The organism is Candidatus Nitrospira bockiana (genome assembly GCF_965152565.1).
The window spans coordinates 477,236-493,829 of the sequence record NZ_OZ224215.1; the positions used below are offsets into that span (position 1 = coordinate 477,236).

Annotated in this window: 22 protein-coding genes and 1 tRNA gene; 13 read left to right on the forward strand and 10 right to left on the reverse strand. The window is 64.7% G+C overall.

From position 1 onward, the window contains the following. Positions 1-294 precede the first annotated feature (294 nt). Complete coding sequence (locus ACWHYV_RS02600) at positions 295-1,137, forward strand: hypothetical protein (RefSeq protein ID WP_447979106.1); 843 nt, start codon at positions 295-297, stop codon at positions 1,135-1,137. Continuing rightward, complete coding sequence (locus tag ACWHYV_RS02605) at positions 1,118-2,470, forward strand: hypothetical protein (protein ID WP_447979107.1); 1,353 nt, start codon at positions 1,118-1,120, stop codon at positions 2,468-2,470. Before ACWHYV_RS02600 ends, ACWHYV_RS02605 begins: the two co-directional genes overlap by 20 nt. A 36-nt stretch (positions 2,471-2,506) precedes the next feature. Here ACWHYV_RS02605 and ACWHYV_RS02610 read toward each other — a convergent pair. The 3 genes from ACWHYV_RS02610 to ACWHYV_RS02620 all read right to left on the reverse strand — a co-directional run bounded on the left by ACWHYV_RS02610 (position 2,507) and on the right by ACWHYV_RS02620 (position 3,805). Next, positions 2,507-2,582 (reverse strand) — tRNA-Arg (locus tag ACWHYV_RS02610). A 63-nt stretch (positions 2,583-2,645) separates the two neighbouring features. Further along, a complete protein-coding gene (locus ACWHYV_RS02615; protein WP_447979108.1) occupies positions 2,646-3,260 on the reverse strand; it encodes a YkgJ family cysteine cluster protein in 615 nt (204 codons plus the stop codon). Positions 3,261-3,265: 5 nt separating this feature from the next. After that, positions 3,266-3,805, reverse strand: a complete 540-nt coding sequence (locus ACWHYV_RS02620; protein WP_447979109.1) for a hypothetical protein — start codon at positions 3,803-3,805, stop codon at positions 3,266-3,268. 249 nt (positions 3,806-4,054) lie between these two features. Between ACWHYV_RS02620 and ACWHYV_RS02625 the strand changes: the two genes are divergently transcribed. Continuing rightward, the gene (locus tag ACWHYV_RS02625) at positions 4,055-4,342 is read left to right on the forward strand and encodes an HU family DNA-binding protein (RefSeq protein ID WP_447979110.1); all 288 of its coding nucleotides are present in this window, start codon (positions 4,055-4,057) and stop codon (positions 4,340-4,342) included. A gap of 104 nt (positions 4,343-4,446) precedes the next feature. On the opposite strand, the gene ACWHYV_RS02630 is transcribed toward ACWHYV_RS02625, so the two are convergent. Next, positions 4,447-4,719, reverse strand: coding sequence for a MoaD/ThiS family protein (locus tag ACWHYV_RS02630; RefSeq protein WP_447979111.1), 273 nt, complete (start codon positions 4,717-4,719; stop codon positions 4,447-4,449). 116 nt (positions 4,720-4,835) lie between these two features. Here ACWHYV_RS02630 and ACWHYV_RS02635 point away from each other — a divergent pair, with 116 nt between their 5' ends. Continuing rightward, entirely contained in the window at positions 4,836-5,237 is a 402-nt protein-coding gene (locus tag ACWHYV_RS02635) for a hypothetical protein (protein WP_447979112.1), read from the forward strand. 99 nt (positions 5,238-5,336) lie between these two features. On the opposite strand, the gene ACWHYV_RS02640 is transcribed toward ACWHYV_RS02635, so the two are convergent. Both ACWHYV_RS02640 and ACWHYV_RS02645 read right to left on the reverse strand, forming a co-directional pair. Continuing rightward, complete coding sequence (locus ACWHYV_RS02640; protein WP_447979113.1) at positions 5,337-5,543, reverse strand: allantoinase; 207 nt, start codon at positions 5,541-5,543, stop codon at positions 5,337-5,339. An 83-nt stretch (positions 5,544-5,626) separates the two neighbouring features. Then, the gene (locus ACWHYV_RS02645; RefSeq protein ID WP_447979114.1) at positions 5,627-6,412 is read right to left on the reverse strand and encodes a cyclase family protein; all 786 of its coding nucleotides are present in this window, start codon (positions 6,410-6,412) and stop codon (positions 5,627-5,629) included. A 96-nt stretch (positions 6,413-6,508) separates the two neighbouring features. Here ACWHYV_RS02645 and rfbC point away from each other — a divergent pair, with 96 nt between their 5' ends. The 7 genes from rfbC to ACWHYV_RS02680 all read left to right on the forward strand — a co-directional run bounded on the left by rfbC (position 6,509) and on the right by ACWHYV_RS02680 (position 11,266). Then, positions 6,509-7,063 (forward strand): dTDP-4-dehydrorhamnose 3,5-epimerase, encoded by a 555-nt coding sequence (gene rfbC, locus ACWHYV_RS02650; RefSeq protein ID WP_447979115.1) that lies wholly within the window; start codon positions 6,509-6,511, stop codon positions 7,061-7,063. A gap of 83 nt (positions 7,064-7,146) precedes the next feature. Beyond that, positions 7,147-7,665: a Fur family transcriptional regulator gene (locus tag ACWHYV_RS02655; RefSeq protein ID WP_447979116.1), complete on the forward strand. Its 519-nt coding sequence runs from the start codon at positions 7,147-7,149 to the stop codon at positions 7,663-7,665. Continuing rightward, on the forward strand, positions 7,662-8,090 hold the full coding sequence (locus tag ACWHYV_RS02660; RefSeq protein ID WP_447979117.1) for a rubrerythrin family protein: 429 nt from the start codon (positions 7,662-7,664) through the stop codon (positions 8,088-8,090). Before ACWHYV_RS02655 ends, ACWHYV_RS02660 begins: the two co-directional genes overlap by 4 nt. Before the next feature lie 7 nt (positions 8,091-8,097). Continuing rightward, positions 8,098-9,378: a heterodisulfide reductase-related iron-sulfur binding cluster gene (locus ACWHYV_RS02665; RefSeq protein WP_447979118.1), complete on the forward strand. Its 1,281-nt coding sequence runs from the start codon at positions 8,098-8,100 to the stop codon at positions 9,376-9,378. Beyond that, positions 9,375-9,986, forward strand: coding sequence for a DUF3501 family protein (locus ACWHYV_RS02670; RefSeq protein ID WP_447979119.1), 612 nt, complete (start codon positions 9,375-9,377; stop codon positions 9,984-9,986). Before ACWHYV_RS02665 ends, ACWHYV_RS02670 begins: the two co-directional genes overlap by 4 nt. 54 nt (positions 9,987-10,040) lie before the next feature. Beyond that, the gene (gene erpA / locus ACWHYV_RS02675; RefSeq protein WP_447979120.1) at positions 10,041-10,361 is read left to right on the forward strand and encodes an iron-sulfur cluster insertion protein ErpA; all 321 of its coding nucleotides are present in this window, start codon (positions 10,041-10,043) and stop codon (positions 10,359-10,361) included. A gap of 71 nt (positions 10,362-10,432) precedes the next feature. Further along, positions 10,433-11,266, forward strand: coding sequence for a 6-carboxytetrahydropterin synthase (locus ACWHYV_RS02680; RefSeq protein ID WP_447979121.1), 834 nt, complete (start codon positions 10,433-10,435; stop codon positions 11,264-11,266). A 15-nt stretch (positions 11,267-11,281) separates the two neighbouring features. Here ACWHYV_RS02680 and ACWHYV_RS02685 read toward each other — a convergent pair whose 3' ends face one another. The 4 genes from ACWHYV_RS02685 to typA form a co-directional block, all read right to left on the reverse strand. Continuing rightward, complete coding sequence (locus ACWHYV_RS02685; RefSeq protein ID WP_447979122.1) at positions 11,282-11,614, reverse strand: thioredoxin family protein; 333 nt, start codon at positions 11,612-11,614, stop codon at positions 11,282-11,284. An 88-nt stretch (positions 11,615-11,702) separates the two neighbouring features. Further along, complete coding sequence (locus ACWHYV_RS02690) at positions 11,703-12,176, reverse strand: peroxiredoxin (RefSeq protein WP_447979123.1); 474 nt, start codon at positions 12,174-12,176, stop codon at positions 11,703-11,705. 147 nt (positions 12,177-12,323) lie between these two features. Next, positions 12,324-13,094, reverse strand: a complete 771-nt coding sequence (locus tag ACWHYV_RS02695) for a hypothetical protein (RefSeq protein ID WP_447979124.1) — start codon at positions 13,092-13,094, stop codon at positions 12,324-12,326. Further along, a complete protein-coding gene (gene typA, locus ACWHYV_RS02700) occupies positions 13,091-14,977 on the reverse strand; it encodes a translational GTPase TypA (RefSeq protein WP_447979125.1) in 1,887 nt (628 codons plus the stop codon). The genes ACWHYV_RS02695 and typA overlap by 4 nt, the downstream gene beginning before the upstream one ends. Before the next feature lie 241 nt (positions 14,978-15,218). On the opposite strand from typA, the gene ACWHYV_RS02705 reads away from it, so the two are divergent. Beyond that, complete coding sequence (locus ACWHYV_RS02705; RefSeq protein ID WP_447978212.1) at positions 15,219-15,974, forward strand: hypothetical protein; 756 nt, start codon at positions 15,219-15,221, stop codon at positions 15,972-15,974. 43 nt (positions 15,975-16,017) lie between these two features. Further along, the gene (locus ACWHYV_RS02710; protein ID WP_447978213.1) at positions 16,018-16,530 is read left to right on the forward strand and encodes a hypothetical protein; all 513 of its coding nucleotides are present in this window, start codon (positions 16,018-16,020) and stop codon (positions 16,528-16,530) included. The last annotated feature ends 64 nt before the right edge of the window (positions 16,531-16,594 follow it).

The window sequence follows — 16,594 nt, forward strand, 5'->3', positions numbered from 1 at the left end:
CGGTCCTCCACACCATCGATCGACCCAGATCGAACCTGAAAGATTGCAACGGGCGATCCCTTTGCGCGCGGCGCTCGGCCCGCTGACCTCGGGCTTGCCTCTCGGAGCGAGCAAGAGCCACCGGTTTGTGCGTTCCGCGTCCACTTGCCGCTCCTTGTTCCAGACCGCATCCGCCAGGGGAGGTGCTCGCGATATTGTCGAGGTCGACCCACAGGCGCCGTAGGTCGCCGGAACCCGCCGGACTCCATCACGCTCCGATAGACGGCTTCATCCGCTCCCGGGCACAGTGACTGTGTGAAACCTCTAGGTGGCCGTATCAGGGCCGCGTCGGCCTTTCTCCTGAGTGCGCTCCTGGCGACGGGGTTCGCTCTTGCCGCCGACCTGGCTCACGCCGGCGCCGTCGGCGTGCACTTTCCTGAAGGGGTGACGCAGGGCTTTCTCGTGATTCGGTCGCTGGATGGACGCACCCTGGGGCAAGGGGAACTGCGCCAGACGGCGGCGGGGAAGGATCGTCTCGTGAGCCGCCTGGTGTTTCATTTCCATGACGGGTCCCTGCACGACGAAACGGTGGTCTTCTCGCAGGAGAAGGTCTTCCGCCTGCTCCGGTATTCCCTGGTGCAAGAAGGCCCGTCGTTTCCGTCGTCGCTCAGCATTTCGATTGATCGTGAGACCGGTGAGTATCGCGTGCGCAGCCGCCGCCCTGACGCCGTTCGCGAGACCGTGCTGGCCGGCACCCTGTCGCTCCCCGAGGACGTCTACAACGGCATGACGGTCACGGTGCTGAAGAATCTGAGTCGCTCCCCCACCGGGTCGATTCACATGCTGGCGTTCATGCCCGAGCCGCAACTGTACGAGGTGTCCATCGAGGCGGCGGAGAAGGAGCCCGTCAGGGCCGGGCGGGTCGAGAAGCGTGCCAGACACTATGTGTTGACGCCGAAGCTCGGCGGCTTCATCCGGTTCTTTGCCCGGTTGCTGGGGAAATCCCCGCCCACCTATCACGTCTGGATCCTCGCCGACGATATCCCGGCCTTCGTTCGATTTGAAGGACCGCTCGGCGCTGATGGGCCTACGTGGCGCATCGAGGTGCAACCGCCGGCGCTTCCCGACTCCGACGGGCATGAGGGGCGAAAGGGCTGAAGCCGCCGGTGGTGTGACCGGGATGGACGCGAGAGGAAGCGTGGCGCTGGCGCGGTGGGGTTGGCTGATCGTCGTGTTCGTTCTTCTGTGGCCGCTCCCGGTGCAATCGGGCGGCGACGAGACCTATCAGACGCCGTTGGCCGGCGAGGAGGTTCACACCGAGGTGGCCGGCCGGCCGGTGGACGTGCCCCCGCGCGACCGGCGTCGCGTCACCGCGGCGAACGTCGGCGTTCAGTTCATCCCCAACGGTCCCAGCTTCTATGAGGTGCTGCCCTTCGGTGCGCTCTACGTCTGGCGAAGCTGGGACGACGATCGCCGCCGATTCCGGGGGACCTTCTCGGGCGTCGTCAACGACGTGAACTACAACGTCGCGCTGCGAGGGCTGACCGGCTGGGAGCTGTTGTTCACGCTCGATACGTTCATCATCCCGTTCGGCCGGTCCGAGTTCGTGGAAGGCCAGCGCATCAGCGAGGTGGAAGTGGAATGGAACCAGGCGTATGCGGGGATCGGCCTCGCCTACCGCAAGCTCATCTCGCCCTATCATCAAGATACCGCGGTCGAAGTGTCACTCTCCTACGAGCCCGGATTCATCTGGTTCAAGCGGGGAGCGGAAGCCTCCCGCGAGTTCAAGGTGCCGGTGGACACGTATGAGGGGCGGGTGCACCTCCGTGTTCGAGCCGATTCACTCAAGCGGAACCTGCTCGAGCTGCCGCACCGCGGGTTCGCCTTCGGCGGCGATCTGCTCTACGGGCATCGGCTCAAATGGGAGCCCTGGGGCGGGGTGGTGTTCGATCGGCCGGACGCGGCTCGCGAGCAGACCTATCTGTTGGGAAGCGCCTACGCCGTCGTGGCGGGGGGCCTCCCGTACGTCAGGAGCGAGCGGCATCGCCTGGTGGCGTCCTTGTACGGCGGGATCGGGAAGGACCTGGATCGGTTCTCGACGTTTCGTCTGCCGGGCCGCCCGACGGGCTATGAATGGGAAGCCCTGCCGTTGCCCGTCATGCCGGCGGTTGCGTTCAACGAGCTCTTCCCCCGGCGCTACGGCATCGTGGATTTGGTGTATCGTTACGAAGCGCTCTTCTTTCTCTATCCGTACGTACGGGGTACGTATGGCCTGGTGGAGCGGCCGCGGTTCGTGGGGAACGGGGCCGTCAAACAGCAGATGGACGGGCTCCCGGCGGTAGGCGGGGGCGTGGTGAGCGGGGCGCCGTGGCGGTCGCAGATCGAGCTGAACTACAGCTACAACTTCGGGATCTTTCGCGACCCGGGAGGACGGCCGGAGAAGGGCGGGCACGGCGTCTTCGTGTTCTGGTCGAAAGAGCTGCTATGGTGAGCCGGCGTCGGCTGGCGTGATGGGACAAGAAGGGAATGGTGCGCCTGACAGGATTTGAACCTGTGGCCCTCAGCTCCGGAGGCTGATGCTCTATCCACTGAGCTACAGGCGCAACCGCCAGTGACTTACCACAGCCCCGGCGCCGATGTCCAGGGATGGCGGGCCGTCCCTCGCCTCATTGCTCGCCGACAAAAGCGTAGGGAAGCAGCACTTCTTCCTCGGGCTCCCCGGTCTCCCGCTGCAGCGCTTCGATGAGGTCGGCCTCCTCGCGCGCGAGTGCCTCTTCCTGGTCTCTGAGCACCGCCGAGGGCTTGATCAGCGGCACAAAGGTTTGCACTTCACAGGCGCCCTGGATGACGCCGCCGGTCTCGATGGGGAGCCCGGTCATCCGACAGGTGATCGGGCGGTGCGCATAAATCAGGCAGCGCCCGTCGGCGGCGAGGGCCGGGCACGGGACGTCGGCCAAGCGCGTGACCAGCTCGTCCACCTCGGCGTCCGTCCAGCGGTCGCCCGGGGGATCCACGCGTCCGGGGAAGAGCTCCTCGATCGTCGCGATCTGCTCGCGTGCGCGCGTCTGGATCTCACGGCGGGTGGCGGCCGGCACCGCGTCCAGCCCCGCCTGTATTTCGAGCCGGTCGAGCACGGTGACCATGAACGGGCCGACACAACAGCGGGTGCAGCCGAGGCGGCAAGGGACCGCTCCGAAGAGCGCGCGCCCGCGCTCGAACCAGTGGTCCGCGTGCTCGAACAGCCGTCGATGGGAGAGGGCCTGGCGGCACGGGCCCGGCATGGAGGTCAGTCCTCTATTTCAACGATGAGGTCGCCTTTCGGAGAGAAGAACCCTTGGCCGTCGATCTGGACGATGCCGTTACAGTTGTCTTGGAAGAACTCGAGGATCCACCCATTGAAGTCGTAGCCGTCCTCGGTGATGTCCTGCTGGACCATGCGGGTGGTGACGATGAAGCGGCTGCGGCTCACGCATTCGCGGGCCAGTTGCGCCTCGAGATCGTCGAAGACCGACAGGCGCTCGAGAAAGGCCTCCCGCTCCTGCTTGTGCACGTCTTCATAGCTGCCGCGGTCGCGCGCGCAAAACACTTGGATGGGCTTCCGCTCCCGGTTGTACCCGATCGAAATCTGCACCCAGGCCCAGTCGTCCAGCGCCGCGGGATCCATCTTGGGAATCAACGGGATCTGGCCTTTGGATCTCAAGAAATCGAGCAACAGGCGGAGCGGCGGCGAGTTCTCGCGCGCGCAAAACACCCGTGAATAGATGAAGGACTCTTGCGGTTTCGCCTCTTCGGGGGGCGAGGGAATGATCGGGAGCTCTTTCGCCATGGCAGATGACTCCTCTCGGTCGGCACGCTGGGTTCCTTGCACTCTACTCTCACGACTGGAGCGAGATCAAGACGCTCGACCCTCACGTTCGCCAAGCCAGACGCGCTTTTTTGTGGTTGACAGGGTAGGGGACATTCGTTACACTCCGCTCGGCTTTGAGCCCGCTGAACGCCGCTCAGCGCATGTTGCCGTCGATCCTGTGCCGCGTACTGGCACTGCACCGAGGTCAATCTCTACAGGAGGGTTTCTATGGCAAAAACGATGACGAAGTCGCAGATCGCCGATCACCTGGCGAACCGGGCCGGGATCACGAAGAAGACCGCCGCCCAGGTCCTCGATGATCTTGCGGCCTTGGCCTACAAGGAGGCCAAGAATACGTTCGTGGTTCCAGGCATCGGCAAGCTGGTGTTGGCGAATCGCAAGGCCCGGATGGGCCGCAACCCGCAGACCGGGGAAGCCATCAAGATCCCGGCCAAGCGCGTTGTGAAATTCCGAATCGCGAAGGCTGCGAAGGACGCCATTCTCGGCAAGAAGTAACCCGCTCCCACCTCCAGTTCCGTCACAGGTCATGCAACCCGCGTGAAGGGCCGGCGGCGACTCCGGCCCTTCTTTTTGGCTCGTCGTCGTCGACCGCTCCGCGTTCAAAAGCTCGGTGCAAGCCCGGTCCCGCCCATCCCGTCGTGCGCGACGAGCTTGATCGCATCGCCGTCCTGAACCTTCGTGTCCTCGCTGGCGATCCGCTTGTTCACGGTCACCAAGACCTTCTTCTCGCGCAGCAGTTGCAGCACGGGCCGGAGGGCCTGCCCTTGCCGCTGGATGAGCTGTCGCACGGTCATCGGCTCGGGAAGCGGGCAAGCAAAATCACGTTCTCCGTCCGCAGTCTGGAGTTGCCCCATCAGCGTGATCGTCACCATCGGACCGGCTGGCCTCCCTTCTCATCGCGCTTCCTTGTCTTCCTCATCATCACCGCGCCTACACCGCCTATGGACGGCCGATTGATTCTCCACGGGCCGTCTGCTATCAAGGTCGCATGCAATCGCTCGACATCCATCGTCCCGGCATGCCGGATCTGCAGTTCGTGCTCATGGTGATCGCACTCTGTACCTCGGGACTCTCCACGCTCAATGTCCCGGAGCCGCTTCGCGACGAGATCTTCAACCGGTGCTGGGCGTTGCTGCACGAGGAGCCGCCTCCCAGCCGGCGCGAGGAGCGGGTGCTCGACTTGCGCAGCGGGACGGAATTGACGCTCGACGCGATGGTCGCGACCATTCGTGGCCTGCTCACCGAGGCGGGGATCCCCGTGCTCACCTGGGACCACCCCGTCAGCCCCCCGACGCTCTCCAGCACGCCGGCGGCCGAGCCGCTCATCGAGCGCCTGCAACAGCTCTATCCGCCCGAGCCGCGTACCGACGGCGATCCGCCTGCACGATGACCCGGCGGCGGCGCGGTGGCTCTGGCCCGATGGGGCGCGCTCGACGGTCCAGCCCGAAAAGACCTGGCGATCGTGCGGTCTTCGCGCGCCCGGTGCCCGTCAGTCTTGCCCATAGATCTCGAAGAACGCGTCGATGCTCTCGAGCAGTTGCGCTTTGATCTCCTCGGCCGTGCCGTTGATCACGTGCAGAGCCATCGTGCCCTCGGTGCCGTCGGGCAGGAGGACCGGCACGTGGGGGTGGCGTCGCTCGGGACCGGTGCCCTTGTCGAGGCGCATGCCATAGCAGAGCGTATAGTGCGGCTTCACCAGCTTCAGGTGCGACCTACCCTCACGGCTGGGGGTCGATCTCGATGCGCCGCGCCGGCTTTTGCGATCTTCGAAGCGAGCCATCAGGGCACCCCTGCGATGATGCGGACCGGTCCCCCGGTTCCGCCTTTGATTTTCATGGGCAGCGCCGAGACGAGTGCGCCCCGGCGCGGGAGCTGCTCCAGGTTGGCGACGTTCTCGAGAATGTAGACGTTGGCCCCGTTCAAGATCCGGTGTGCCGGAAAATCAACGGCCCGACCCGGGTCGATGCTCGCCGTGTCGATCCCCACCCCACGGATGTGCCGCTGGGCGACGAGAAATTCGGCCGCGGTCGGGGAGAGGCCGGGGAAGTGGAGCGTGCGCGGGTCGTCGGGCGTCGGCGTGCCGAGGTACCGCACGCGATCGGGCCAGAGCCTGCTCCAGCCGGTCAAGATGAGGACGATCGCCTCCGGAGGCATCGCGCCCTCGGCCCGCTCCCAGGCGTGGAGATCGGCGACCGTCACCTCATAGTCGGGGTCTCGGCGGCTCTGCGCTCGCACGTCGATCACGACCGCCGGGCCCACCAGCCGATCCGGAGGAATTTCATCGAGGGCCGCCCGGCCCTCGGCAAAGTGAATCGGGGCGTCCATATGGGTCCCGCCATGCTCGGCCGTCGAGAACTTCGCCGCGGCGTACCAGTACCCACCGGCCGTCCTCCCCCAATCGGTCTTCTCCCACGTGAACCCCGGGTTGTTCGGCCAGTACACGGTTGTCTGGTCGAAGGGGTGCGTGAGGTCGACGTATCGAGTGGGCTGAGCCGGCGTGCAGCCGACGCAGAGCAGCAGCCCCATGCAACCGACGGTCGAGACCTTTACGGCGCGGTGCCTCATCCTCATGCCTCGAGGTGTCAACGACCTTAACAGGTTCAGATCCGCGAAAACAATTCTCTTGCTTTTTCCCTGATCGACCGGAGATAACAGGCGGCCATGCGCTTCATCGAAACCGACTTCCAAGGGCTCATCCTCGTCGAACCCGACGTCTTCGGCGACCCTCGCGGGTATTTTCTCGAGACCTATCACGCCAAGAAATACGCCGAAGCCGGCATCCCCGGCCCGTTCGTCCAGGACAATTTCTCCCACTCGGTTCGGGGGACGCTGCGCGGGCTGCACTATCAGAAACGCCGGCCGCAAGGGAAACTCGTCTACGTCGTCGAGGGGGCGGTCTTCGACGCGGTCGTGGACCTCCGTGCCGGCTCCCCCACGTTCGGGCGATGGTTCGGGGTCGAGCTGTCGACCGAGAACAAACGCCAGCTGTACGTCCCTCCGGGCTTCGCCCACGGTTTCTGTGTGGTGAGCGAGCGTGCGAGCTTCGCCTATAAATGCACGGACTTCTACGCGCCGCAGGATGAAGGTGGCGTCCTGTGGAACGACGCCGCGATCGGCATTCGGTGGCCGGTCACCCAGCCCCTGCTGTCCGTCAAAGATCAGGGTTTCAAGTGCCTCGCGGACATCCCTGAGTCCGATCTGCCGCGCGCCCGCTGACCGGTCCCGTCCTCCCCTTGAGCGCCTCTTGACGGCGAGCGCGTCCGTCGTCTATATAGGAATGGTTCCTATTCAGGAATGACATGAAGTTGGACCTCGATACGATCCGCCGCCGCTTTCACGAGCGCGGGCTCAAGCTGACGCCCCAGCGTGCCGCCATCTACCGGGCGCTGGCCGAGACCACCGGCCATCCGACCGCCGAGGCGCTGTATCGCCAGGTGCGGGCGATTCACCCGATGATTTCCCAGAACACGGTCTATTACACGTTGGGGGCGCTGAAAGCCGCGGGGCTGGTGCACGAGGTCAATTACTGGCACGACCGGACGCGGTTCGATGCGAACCTCCAACCGCATCACCACCTGATCTGTCTCGGGTGCCGCCGCATCGAAGACCTCACCGACGCAGCCTTGGACCGGTTGCCGGCGGTGCTCGAGTCGCCGGCCAAGCACGAGTTTGAAGTGCTGGGCCACCGGGTGGAGTTTCATGGCTATTGCGCGCGTTGCCGGAAGAAAGCCGCGGGCGCTCACGGCCGGCCGACCGGCCGCCGTCATCATCACCCATCATCAACCCGTCATCCACGCAAGACAGGAGGAGCATCATGAGCAAGAGTCTCAAGGGTACGAAGAGTCACGAGAACCTGAAGCAGGCCTTTGCCGGGGAGTCACAGGCCAACCGCCGCTATCTCTACTTCGCCCGGCGTGCCGACATCGAAGGTTACCCGGACGTCGGCGGCCTGTTCCGCGACACCTCCGAGGCGGAGACCGGCCATGCCTTCGGCCATCTCGACTTCCTCAAAGAGGTCGGCGATCCGGCGACCGGCGTCCCGATCGGCAACACCGAGGCCAACCTGAAGTCCGCGATCGAAGGGGAGACCTACGAGTACACGCAGATGTACCCGGGCATGGCGAAGACCGCGCGGGAAGAGGGGTTCCCCGAGCTCGCGGAGTGGTTCGAGACGTTGGCCAAGGCGGAGCGCTCCCACGCCAACCGCTTCGCCAAGGGCTTGGAGAGTCTCAAGCAGGTGTAGAGCGATCATGAAGAGCCTCGACTTGCTCACGCCCGGCTGGGACAAGGCCCAGCTCGAGAAGGAGACCCAGCGGGTCTTTGAGATTTGCGACGGGTGCCGGCGATGCTTCAACCTGTGCCCGTCGTTCAATACCTTGCTGGACCGGATCGATCGGGTGGACAGCGACGTGGCGAAGCTGACCGCGGCGGACCGTGAGCAGGTCGCAGACGAGTGTTACTATTGCAAGCTGTGTTTCAATCATTGTCCCTACACGCCCCCGCATCAGTACGAGATCGATTTCCCACGGCTGATGGTGGCGTGGAAAAAACAGCTCGTCGCCGAGCGCGGGGCCCGGTGGCGCGATCGGCTGTTGATCCGGACGGATCTGATCGGGACGCTCAGCAGCCGGTTCGCCGGTCTGGTCAACCGCGCGCTCACCACGCGCGTTGTCCGCGTGCTGATGGAGCGCGTGCTCGGCGTTCACCGGGACCGGCAGGTCCTGCCCTTCGCGGCCGAGACGTTTCCGACCTGGTGGCGCAGGCGGGCGGCACGACCGACGACCGGGACGGATCGGCCGAACGGGAAGGTGGCCTTGTTTTCCGGCTGCCTGATCAACTACCAGGCGACCGATGTCGGAAAGGCCACGGTGCAGGTCTTGGAAAAGAACGGGGTCGACGTCGTGGTTCCCGAGCATCGGTGCTGCGGGATGCCGTCGTTCGACCTCGGCGACACGGCGGCGATGGCTCAGGCGGCCTTGGCGAACCTCAAAACGCTGGAGCCGTGGCTCGAGCAGGGCTACGACGTCGTGGCGCCCGTCCCAAGTTGCAGCCTCATGCTCAAGCGCGAATATCCCTCTCTCGTGCCCGGCGCGGCGATGGCCGGGCTGGCCGAGCGCACCTTTGACATTTGTGAATACCTCATCCGGTTGAAGAAAGCGGGACGGCTGGCCACGGACTTCGTCCGCCGGCCCGGCCGCATCGCCTATCAGGTGCCGTGTCACCTGCGGGATCAGAACATCGGGTTCAAATCGAAGGAGCTGATGGAGCTCGCCGGCGCCGAGGTCGAGGTCATCGAGCGGTGCTCGGGCCACGACGGGACGTGGAGCGCCAAAACCGAATTTTTCCCGCTCTCCATGGGGATCGCCAAGAAGGCCGTGCGGGAGGTCGGTGCGGCGCAGGCACAGGTGGTGGCATCGGATTGTCCGTTGGCGGCGCTGCAGCTGGATCAGGCGGGCGCCTCGGCCGGCGCGGCCGCGGCCACCCGGCATCCGATTCAGATTCTCCGTGATGCGTATGGGCTTCCCGCATGACGCCGCTTAGGCTTACCGACGTCATTCCATACGCGGAGTATGAGCGCCAGAGGGACGCCTTCCGTCGCGAGATCATCGCGCTCAAGGGCCGGCGGCGGATTTCCATCGGCGAGAAGGTCACCCTGCTCTTCGAGAATCGGGACACGATCCGGTTTCAAGTGCAGGAGATGATCCGGGCGGAGCGCATCTTCGATCCCGCCAAGGTGCAGGCCGAGCTTGACGTCTATAACAAGCTCATCCCGGCCGAGGGGGAGCTGAGCGCGACGCTGTTCATCGAGATCACGGACAGCGCCGATCTGCAGCGCGACCTCGATGCGTTTCAGGGCATCGATGGTCCCAAGACCCTGTCGCTCGTGGCGGGAACCGACGTCGTGTACGGGGAGTTTGAAGCCGGACGGAGCAAAGAGGACAAGATCAGCGCGGTTCACTTCGTCACCTTCCGACCCAGCCCGGCCTGGGTGGCGGCGCTGACCCGTTCTGATCGCGCCGTCGCCATCCGAATCGACCATCCGGCTTACCGGCGCGAGGTGATGGTCCCGTCGGTCCTTCGAGAGGAGTGGTGCAAGGATCTGGGGGTGCCGCTGCCGCCGGCTTCGCCGTCCGATTGACTCGGGCTCCCCGGGGACTTATATTTTCTCTACGCCCGCGGAAGGAGGTACAGCATGGTGACGATTACGTCGGTGGCGGAGCAGAAGATCCGCGAATTGATGAAGGAGGAGCAGGAAGCCGTCGGCCTGCGGATTTATGTGCGCGGAGGCGGCTGCCATGGCTACCAGTACGGGATGGCGTTCGAGAACAAGATCGGTGAAGACGACAGCGTGATCGAGAAGGGGGACATCAAGGTCATTCTCGATTCGCAGAGCGCGCCGCTGTTGAGCGGGGCGGAGGTCGACTACGTCGACAGCCTGCAAGGCTCGGGCTTCTCGATCAAGAATCCGAACGCGAAAACGACCTGCGGCTGCGGCAGTTCCTTTGCGACCTGAGGCGTTCTCGCCGGGGAGAGTGAAAGGGCCGGGGTTGTGAGGACTCCGGCCCTTTGTGCTTTCAGGAGCCGATGGCAAACGTCAGGCTGACCAAGCGCGTCGAGTTTTCCGCGTCGCATCGCTATGCCAACGAAGCGTGGGATGAGGCACGCAATCGCGCCGCGTTCGGTCCGTGCTACCGCGCGCCGGGGCATGGCCACAATTATCTGTTGGAGGTGACGGTGGCCGGCGAGGTGGACGAGCAGACCGGAATGGTCGTGAACCTCGTCGATCTCAAGCATGTGCTCAAGGACGTGCTCGCCGAGTTCGATCACAAACACCTGAATCTCGATACCCCGTACTTCACCCAGCGCATCCCTACCACCGAGAACATCGCCGCGGTCTTGTGGTCGCGGCTTTCCGGACGGATGCCGGCCGGGTCGCTGGAACGCCTCCGCCTGTTCGAGGACGAAGACCTCTTCGCCGAGACGACCGCCGAGCAGATCCGGGCGGGGGAGGCCACGGTGACCCGCCGGTATCACGTGTCCGCCGCCCATCTCCTTCGTTCCTCCCACCTGAGCGATCCCGACAACCAGCGGTTGTACGGTTCGTGTTCGGCCGGTCTGCATGGGCACAACTTCGTCTTGTCGGTCGCCGTGCGGGGCCCGATCGATCCGGATACCGGGATGGTGACGGACCTTGTGACCCTCGACCGATTCGTCCACGCCTCGGTGCTCCCGCGTCTTGCGTCGTTGAGCCTCACCGATGATCCGGAGCTCGGCCAGCCGGTGCCGACGGGGGAGGCGGTGAGTCGATGGGTCTGGGGGCTGTTGGAGGGGCGACCGGCCGGCGGCCGACTGGAACGGATCGGCTTGGTCGAGACGCACGACCGTTCCTATGAGTACGCAAGGCCCGCGGGCGGCTAAGCGAATCCGGCCGAGTTAGCGGAGAAGGTGGTCTTGGATGAGAGCCGCGAGCTCGTCGGCCTCGACCTTGCCTTCTCGGGTCAAGACCAACTCGCCTTTGGAGAACAGGTGGGTGGTGGGGTAGGTCTCGAAGCTGTGCTGCTTCTTGATCTCACGGCACCGCCCGGGCACGTGCATCTTGGCCTTTCCGACCCGCACCTGGGGAAACCGAGCGGCGGTCTGTTCGAGAATGGGATCGTACTCGTTGCATGGCTCGCAGGACGCGATGCCATAGGCCACGACGGCGGCGGCCGCCTGCCTGAACTCGTCATAGTTCGCGTCGCTGACGTCTTCCACGGTTCCCGCCATCGTGCTCTACGGACGTGTCGAGGGTTGAGTGGGTTGAGCGGCCGGAAAGCCTCCGAGGGAGGCTTTCCGGCCTGATCGCGTCGCGGGCCTAGCTCAGCTTCTTCAGCTGCTCGAGGATCTCCTTGTCGTCACGCGCGGTCTTGATCTCTTGCACTTTGACGTAGGCCACCTTGCCGTTCTTGTCGACGATCACGGTGGCGCGCTTGGCGCAGTTCAGCGGCTCGAAATACAGTCCATATGCCTTGGAGACGGTCCGATGCATATCGGCGAGCAAGCGGTGCTTGAGCCCGAGGGCGTCGGCCCACGCCTTGTGCGAGAAGAAGCTGTCGGTGCTGATCCCGAAGACCTCGGCGTTGGACGACTGGAAGCTCGGGAAGTCGTCCGTGAGGCACTTGTTCTCACCCGTACAGACCGGGCTCCAGTCGAGCGGGTAGAAGGCCAAGACGACATTTTTCTTGCCGCGGTAGTCGCTCAACTTCACGTCCTTCTGATCCTGGTCCTTCAGGGTAAAGTCGGGCGCCATATCGCCCACTTTGATTTCCGGTGCCACATCAGTAGCCATCGAACCCTCCTCCGTTAGAGATCATGACTGGCAAAGGCAGTTTGGTAACACGCGCTCAAAAACCTTGTCAACGGGTCAAAAGCCCTATGATGCTCGGGTCCCTCGAGGCAGGGTGTGTTGTCTAAGTGTAAGGAGAACAGAGAAAAATCAGTCCGCCTCGGCCCAGGTAATTTCCCGGAGGATCACCATGGTGTCGGCGGAAGGGACGGTGCGATGTCGGACAACGCGGACGTCGAGGTGAAGCTCGGGAACGTGCAGGCGGCTTCCGACCGTCGGGGCCCGTCCTTGGCGCAGCACTTCTTCCGCGATCGTCAGGAGCCGTTCGGTCGCGTGACGAGCCGGGAGCCCGATCGGCTGGAACACCTCCAGCTCCTCGAGGCCGAACTTGCTCAGCCCCCTGGTCGAGAACCAGTCGAGGGTGGGCTCGGGGGCCTCGGCTTGGACGGCGCGGACATGGTCGTCGAAGACGAACTGGACGAGGGATCGATCCAGCCAATCCGAAGGATTGAGGTAGGTCTCCGTGACGACGTCATAAGCCGTTCCTTGTGTGAGCAGGGTGAGCCCCCGTGTCAGGCGGGCGGCGTGGAGGACGGTGTCGAAGGCCTGACCGGGGGCCAGCGCCGGGCGATAGACGGCGGCGGCGTGGGGATGGCTCCACTGCAGCCGGTCGCGCCAGTGCTCGGCCTCGGTCGCCGTGAGCGAAAGAGACACCGGGACGGTCCAGGGGCCGTGGCCGGCGAGGACCAATGGTGGCGAGGACGCCGGTTGCGGAGTGGTGGGTTTGAGCGTGAGCGGCCCGCCGTAGTCTCGGTCGAACCACGCCTTCAGGGCCTGCGCGTCGGCGGGCGCCGAACACCCGATGAGAAAGAGCGGAACGCCGGCACGGGCGGGTTTCGCGGCCTTCCGCTTGATCTTCACCGACGATCCTTGCGCGCCTTTCGACGGTCTTCGGGGTTCAACAGACGCTTGCGGATCCGGAGACTCGTTGGGGTCACCTCCACCAACTCATCCGGCCCGATGTACTCGAGCGCGTATTCGAGCGTGACCTGCCGCGGCGGCGTGAGCGTGAGAGCTTCGTCCGAGCCCGAGGCCCGCATGTTGGTCAGGTGCTTGGCTTTGCAGACGTTGACGTCGAGGTCTTCGTCCCGGCTGTTTTGCCCGACCACCATGCCCTGATACACGTCGACCCCGGGACCGATGAAGAGACTGCCGCGCTCCTGGATCATATAGAGCCCGTAGGCGTTGCTGGTTCCGTCCTCATACGCGACGAGGGAGCCGTGCGCCGACGCCGTCACCAGTTTTTCGTCCAGCGGCTGATAGCGCTGGAAGACATGGTGCATGATGACCGTGCCGCGGGTCTTCGCGAGCAGCACGTTCTTCAGACCGATGACGCCGCGCGTGGGGATGGAAAATTCCATGTGGGTGTCGCTCGCCGCGCCCTCGGAATGGATCACCTTCATGTGCCGCAGCTCGCCGCGGCGCTGCCCGACCTCTTCGATGACCGCGCCCTGGTATTCGGACGGAACTTCCACGGTCAGCTCTTCGAACGGTTCGGTGACGACCCCGTCGTCGCGCCGCATGATGACCTCGGGCTGCGATACCTGCAGCTCGTAGCCTTCCCGGCGCATTTGCTCGATGAGCACGGCCAGATGCAATTCGCCGCGTCCGGCGACCAGGAAGCGATCGGGGCTGTCCGTCTCCTGGACCCGGAGCGACACGTTCGTTTCGAGCTCCTTGAACAGGCGCTCGCGCAGATGGCGTGAAGTGAGAAATTTTCCTTCTCGGCCGGCGAACGGGCTGTTGTTCACGCCGAACGTCATCTGGACCGTCGGCTCATCGATCGTCACCGGAGGCAATGCGACCGGCTGGTTCGCGTCGGCGATCGTCTCCCCGATCCCGATCTCGGGCAGGCCGGCCACGGCCACGATCTCCCCGGCCTCGGCCTTTTCCACGTCCTGTCGCTCGAGCCCGGCGAACACCGAGAGATCGCTCACCTTGCCCGGCGCCAACGTGCCGTCGCGCTTGATCTGCATCACCGGCTGTCGTCGGGAAATCGACCCGGATTGGATCTTCCCGATGCCCATCTTGCCCTTGTAGGAATCGTAGGCGAGGGCGAGCACGAGCATCTGCAGCGGCGCCTCGGCATGGATCGCCGGGGCGGGAATCTGGGTGAGAATCGTCTCGAAGAGCGGCCGAATGTCCGTCCCGGGTTTGTTGACGTCCAGCGTCGCGATGCCTTGGATGGCCGACGTGTAGACGATCGGGAAATCCAGTTGCTCGTCGCTCGCGCCGAGATGGACGAACAGGTCGAACGTGCGGTTGACCACGTCGTCGATCACCGCGTCGGGCCGGTCGATCTTGTTGATCACGACGATCGCCTTGTGCCCGAGCGCCAGGGCCTTCCGCAGGACGAACGTCGTCTGCGGCATCGGGCCTTCCTTGGCGTCGACGAGCAGCAGCACGCCGTCCACCATCCGGAGCGTGCGCTCGACCTCGCCTCCGAAATCCGCGTGCCCAGGCGTGTCGACGATGTTGATCTTGACGCCCTCGTAGGTCAGGCTCGCGTTTTTCGCGCGGATGGTGATGCCGCGCTCCCGCTCCTGGTCCATCGAATCCAGGATGCGCTCGCCCATCTCCTCGATCTTGCGGTGCACATGGGCTTGCCGCAACATCGCATCGACCAAGGTCGTCTTGCCGTGGTCGACGTGGGCGATGATGGCGATGTTCCGGATGTCGGCGCGGCGGCTGCTCGGCGTCCGCCGGATCGTCTGCGCCGTTTGGGCGCTCAGATGGGTATCCATACTGCGTTCACTCCACGGGGCAAAAAAAAGACGCCGGACCACCTCGGCGTCAGAAGCAGTATAATTCACCAGGGCGCCGATTACAAGGGAACGTATTGAGTCATCTCAAATGTTACCCAGCGACAGCTCGTTGAGTCATGTAGACACGTTACCCTCCAAGGTTCAGGGCATCGGGCCTCAAGGAGGGGACGGATGGAGGCAACGGGCATGGCGCGACAGTCGCCGGTACGAGTATCTCCGCGTGATGTGGCAACGGTATCAAGGCGCGAGAGGGCGGGAGCGGTCGACGATCCTAGACGAGGTGGCGCAGGTGTGTGGCTATCACCGCAAGCATGTGATTCGGGTGCTGAGCCGTCGAAGCCCACCCCGGCCGCCGGTGCGCCGGGTCAGTCGACGGCGCCCGACCTATTCGGCGGAAGCGCTTGACCGGCTCGCGCAAGTCTGGGAGGCCTCGGGCTATCTCTGTGGCGTGCGTCTCAAGGCGGCGTTGCCCATGTGGCTGCCGTGGCTGCGACGCCAGGCGCCGCTGACGCCGGCGTTGGAGGCCCAGTTGCGGCGGATCAGTCCCCGGCAGATGGATCGGCGCTTGCGGGACCGCAAGCAGCACGTAAGGCGCCGGCTGTATGGGACGACGCGGCCGGGGGCCCTGCTGAAACACCTCATTCCCATGAAGACCGAACACTGGGACGTCGCGCAGGCGGGGTATCTGGAGCTGGATCTCGTGTCGCATTCCGGCGCCTCGGCAGCGGGCGAGTTCCTCCACACGCTGGATGGTGTGGATATTCACACGACGTGGGTCGAGCGTCGCGCGATCATGGGGAAGAGTCGGCACGAGGTCGTCGGGGCCATGCGGCGCATCGAAGCCGATCTGCCGTTTGGCTTGCTGGGGGTGGATTCGGACAATGGCAGCGAGTTTCATCAACGAGCCCCTATGGGCCTTCTGTCCGGAGCGGCCCGCCGGCCAGCGCGTGCAGTTCACCCGTTCCCGGCCCTATAAGAAAGATGACAACGCCCATGTAGAGCAGAAGAACTGGACACACGTGCGCAAGCTCGTGGGCTGGGATCGCTATGACAGCGTCGCGGCGCTGGAGGCGCTCAACGCGTTGTATGCGGACTTGCGGCTCTTCCAGAACCTGTTTCAGCCCTCGATGAAGCTGGTGCGTAAGGTCCGGATCGGCTCCCGCCTCCGTCGCCAGTACGACCGGCCGCAGACGCCGTTCGAGCGGGTGCAGGCCTGCGGGCAGGCGGATCCGACCCGGCTGGCCGCGTTGCAGCGGGTGCGGCGGACGACGGATCCGTTTGCCCTCTCGCGGCGGATTGATCAGCAGCTCGAGCGGCTGTGGGCGCTGGCCAATCGCGTGACCCGCACCCCACGCGAGCAGGTGCCCCGGTCGCCCCACGCCCGTACGCCGTGGCGAGGCTGGACCTTTAGCCCCCGGCTCCACGAGCAGAAGCGACAGATCGCGGGCTCGACCCGCGTGTCAGGCAAGGGCGCAAACGGGGTGTCGAGCCCGGCGGCGAAGAGCCCGGCGGTGAGGACTCGGCGCGGGTAACATTGACCAATGACTGAACGATGCCGATCGGTAACATTGACAAATGGCTCAACAGGGGGAAGCC

Excerpts from the sequence above, each read along its gene's own strand:
- ACWHYV_RS02655 (WP_447979116.1), top strand. The coding sequence starts at position 7,147 with ATGAAGTTGGACCTCGATACGATCCGCCGCCGCTTTCACGAGCGCGGG.
- rfbC (WP_447979115.1), top strand. The coding sequence starts at position 6,509 with ATGCGCTTCATCGAAACCGACTTCCAAGGGCTCATCCTCGTCGAACCC.
- ACWHYV_RS02625 (WP_447979110.1), top strand. The coding sequence starts at position 4,055 with ATGGCAAAAACGATGACGAAGTCGCAGATCGCCGATCACCTGGCGAAC.
- ACWHYV_RS02615 (WP_447979108.1), bottom strand. The coding sequence starts at position 3,260 with ATGCCGGGCCCGTGCCGCCAGGCCCTCTCCCATCGACGGCTGTTCGAG.
- erpA (WP_447979120.1), top strand. The coding sequence starts at position 10,041 with ATGGTGACGATTACGTCGGTGGCGGAGCAGAAGATCCGCGAATTGATG.
- ACWHYV_RS02645 (WP_447979114.1), bottom strand. The coding sequence starts at position 6,412 with ATGAGGCACCGCGCCGTAAAGGTCTCGACCGTCGGTTGCATGGGGCTG.
- ACWHYV_RS02665 (WP_447979118.1), top strand. The coding sequence starts at position 8,098 with ATGAAGAGCCTCGACTTGCTCACGCCCGGCTGGGACAAGGCCCAGCTC.
- ACWHYV_RS02685 (WP_447979122.1), bottom strand. The coding sequence starts at position 11,614 with ATGGCGGGAACCGTGGAAGACGTCAGCGACGCGAACTATGACGAGTTC.
- typA (WP_447979125.1), bottom strand. The coding sequence starts at position 14,977 with ATGGATACCCATCTGAGCGCCCAAACGGCGCAGACGATCCGGCGGACG.
- ACWHYV_RS02605 (WP_447979107.1), top strand. The coding sequence starts at position 1,118 with ATGAGGGGCGAAAGGGCTGAAGCCGCCGGTGGTGTGACCGGGATGGAC.
- ACWHYV_RS02635 (WP_447979112.1), top strand. The coding sequence starts at position 4,836 with ATGCAATCGCTCGACATCCATCGTCCCGGCATGCCGGATCTGCAGTTC.
- ACWHYV_RS02620 (WP_447979109.1), bottom strand. The coding sequence starts at position 3,805 with ATGGCGAAAGAGCTCCCGATCATTCCCTCGCCCCCCGAAGAGGCGAAA.
- ACWHYV_RS02670 (WP_447979119.1), top strand. The coding sequence starts at position 9,375 with ATGACGCCGCTTAGGCTTACCGACGTCATTCCATACGCGGAGTATGAG.
- ACWHYV_RS02660 (WP_447979117.1), top strand. The coding sequence starts at position 7,662 with ATGAGCAAGAGTCTCAAGGGTACGAAGAGTCACGAGAACCTGAAGCAG.
- ACWHYV_RS02680 (WP_447979121.1), top strand. The coding sequence starts at position 10,433 with ATGGCAAACGTCAGGCTGACCAAGCGCGTCGAGTTTTCCGCGTCGCAT.
- ACWHYV_RS02690 (WP_447979123.1), bottom strand. The coding sequence starts at position 12,176 with ATGGCTACTGATGTGGCACCGGAAATCAAAGTGGGCGATATGGCGCCC.
- ACWHYV_RS02630 (WP_447979111.1), bottom strand. The coding sequence starts at position 4,719 with ATGGTGACGATCACGCTGATGGGGCAACTCCAGACTGCGGACGGAGAA.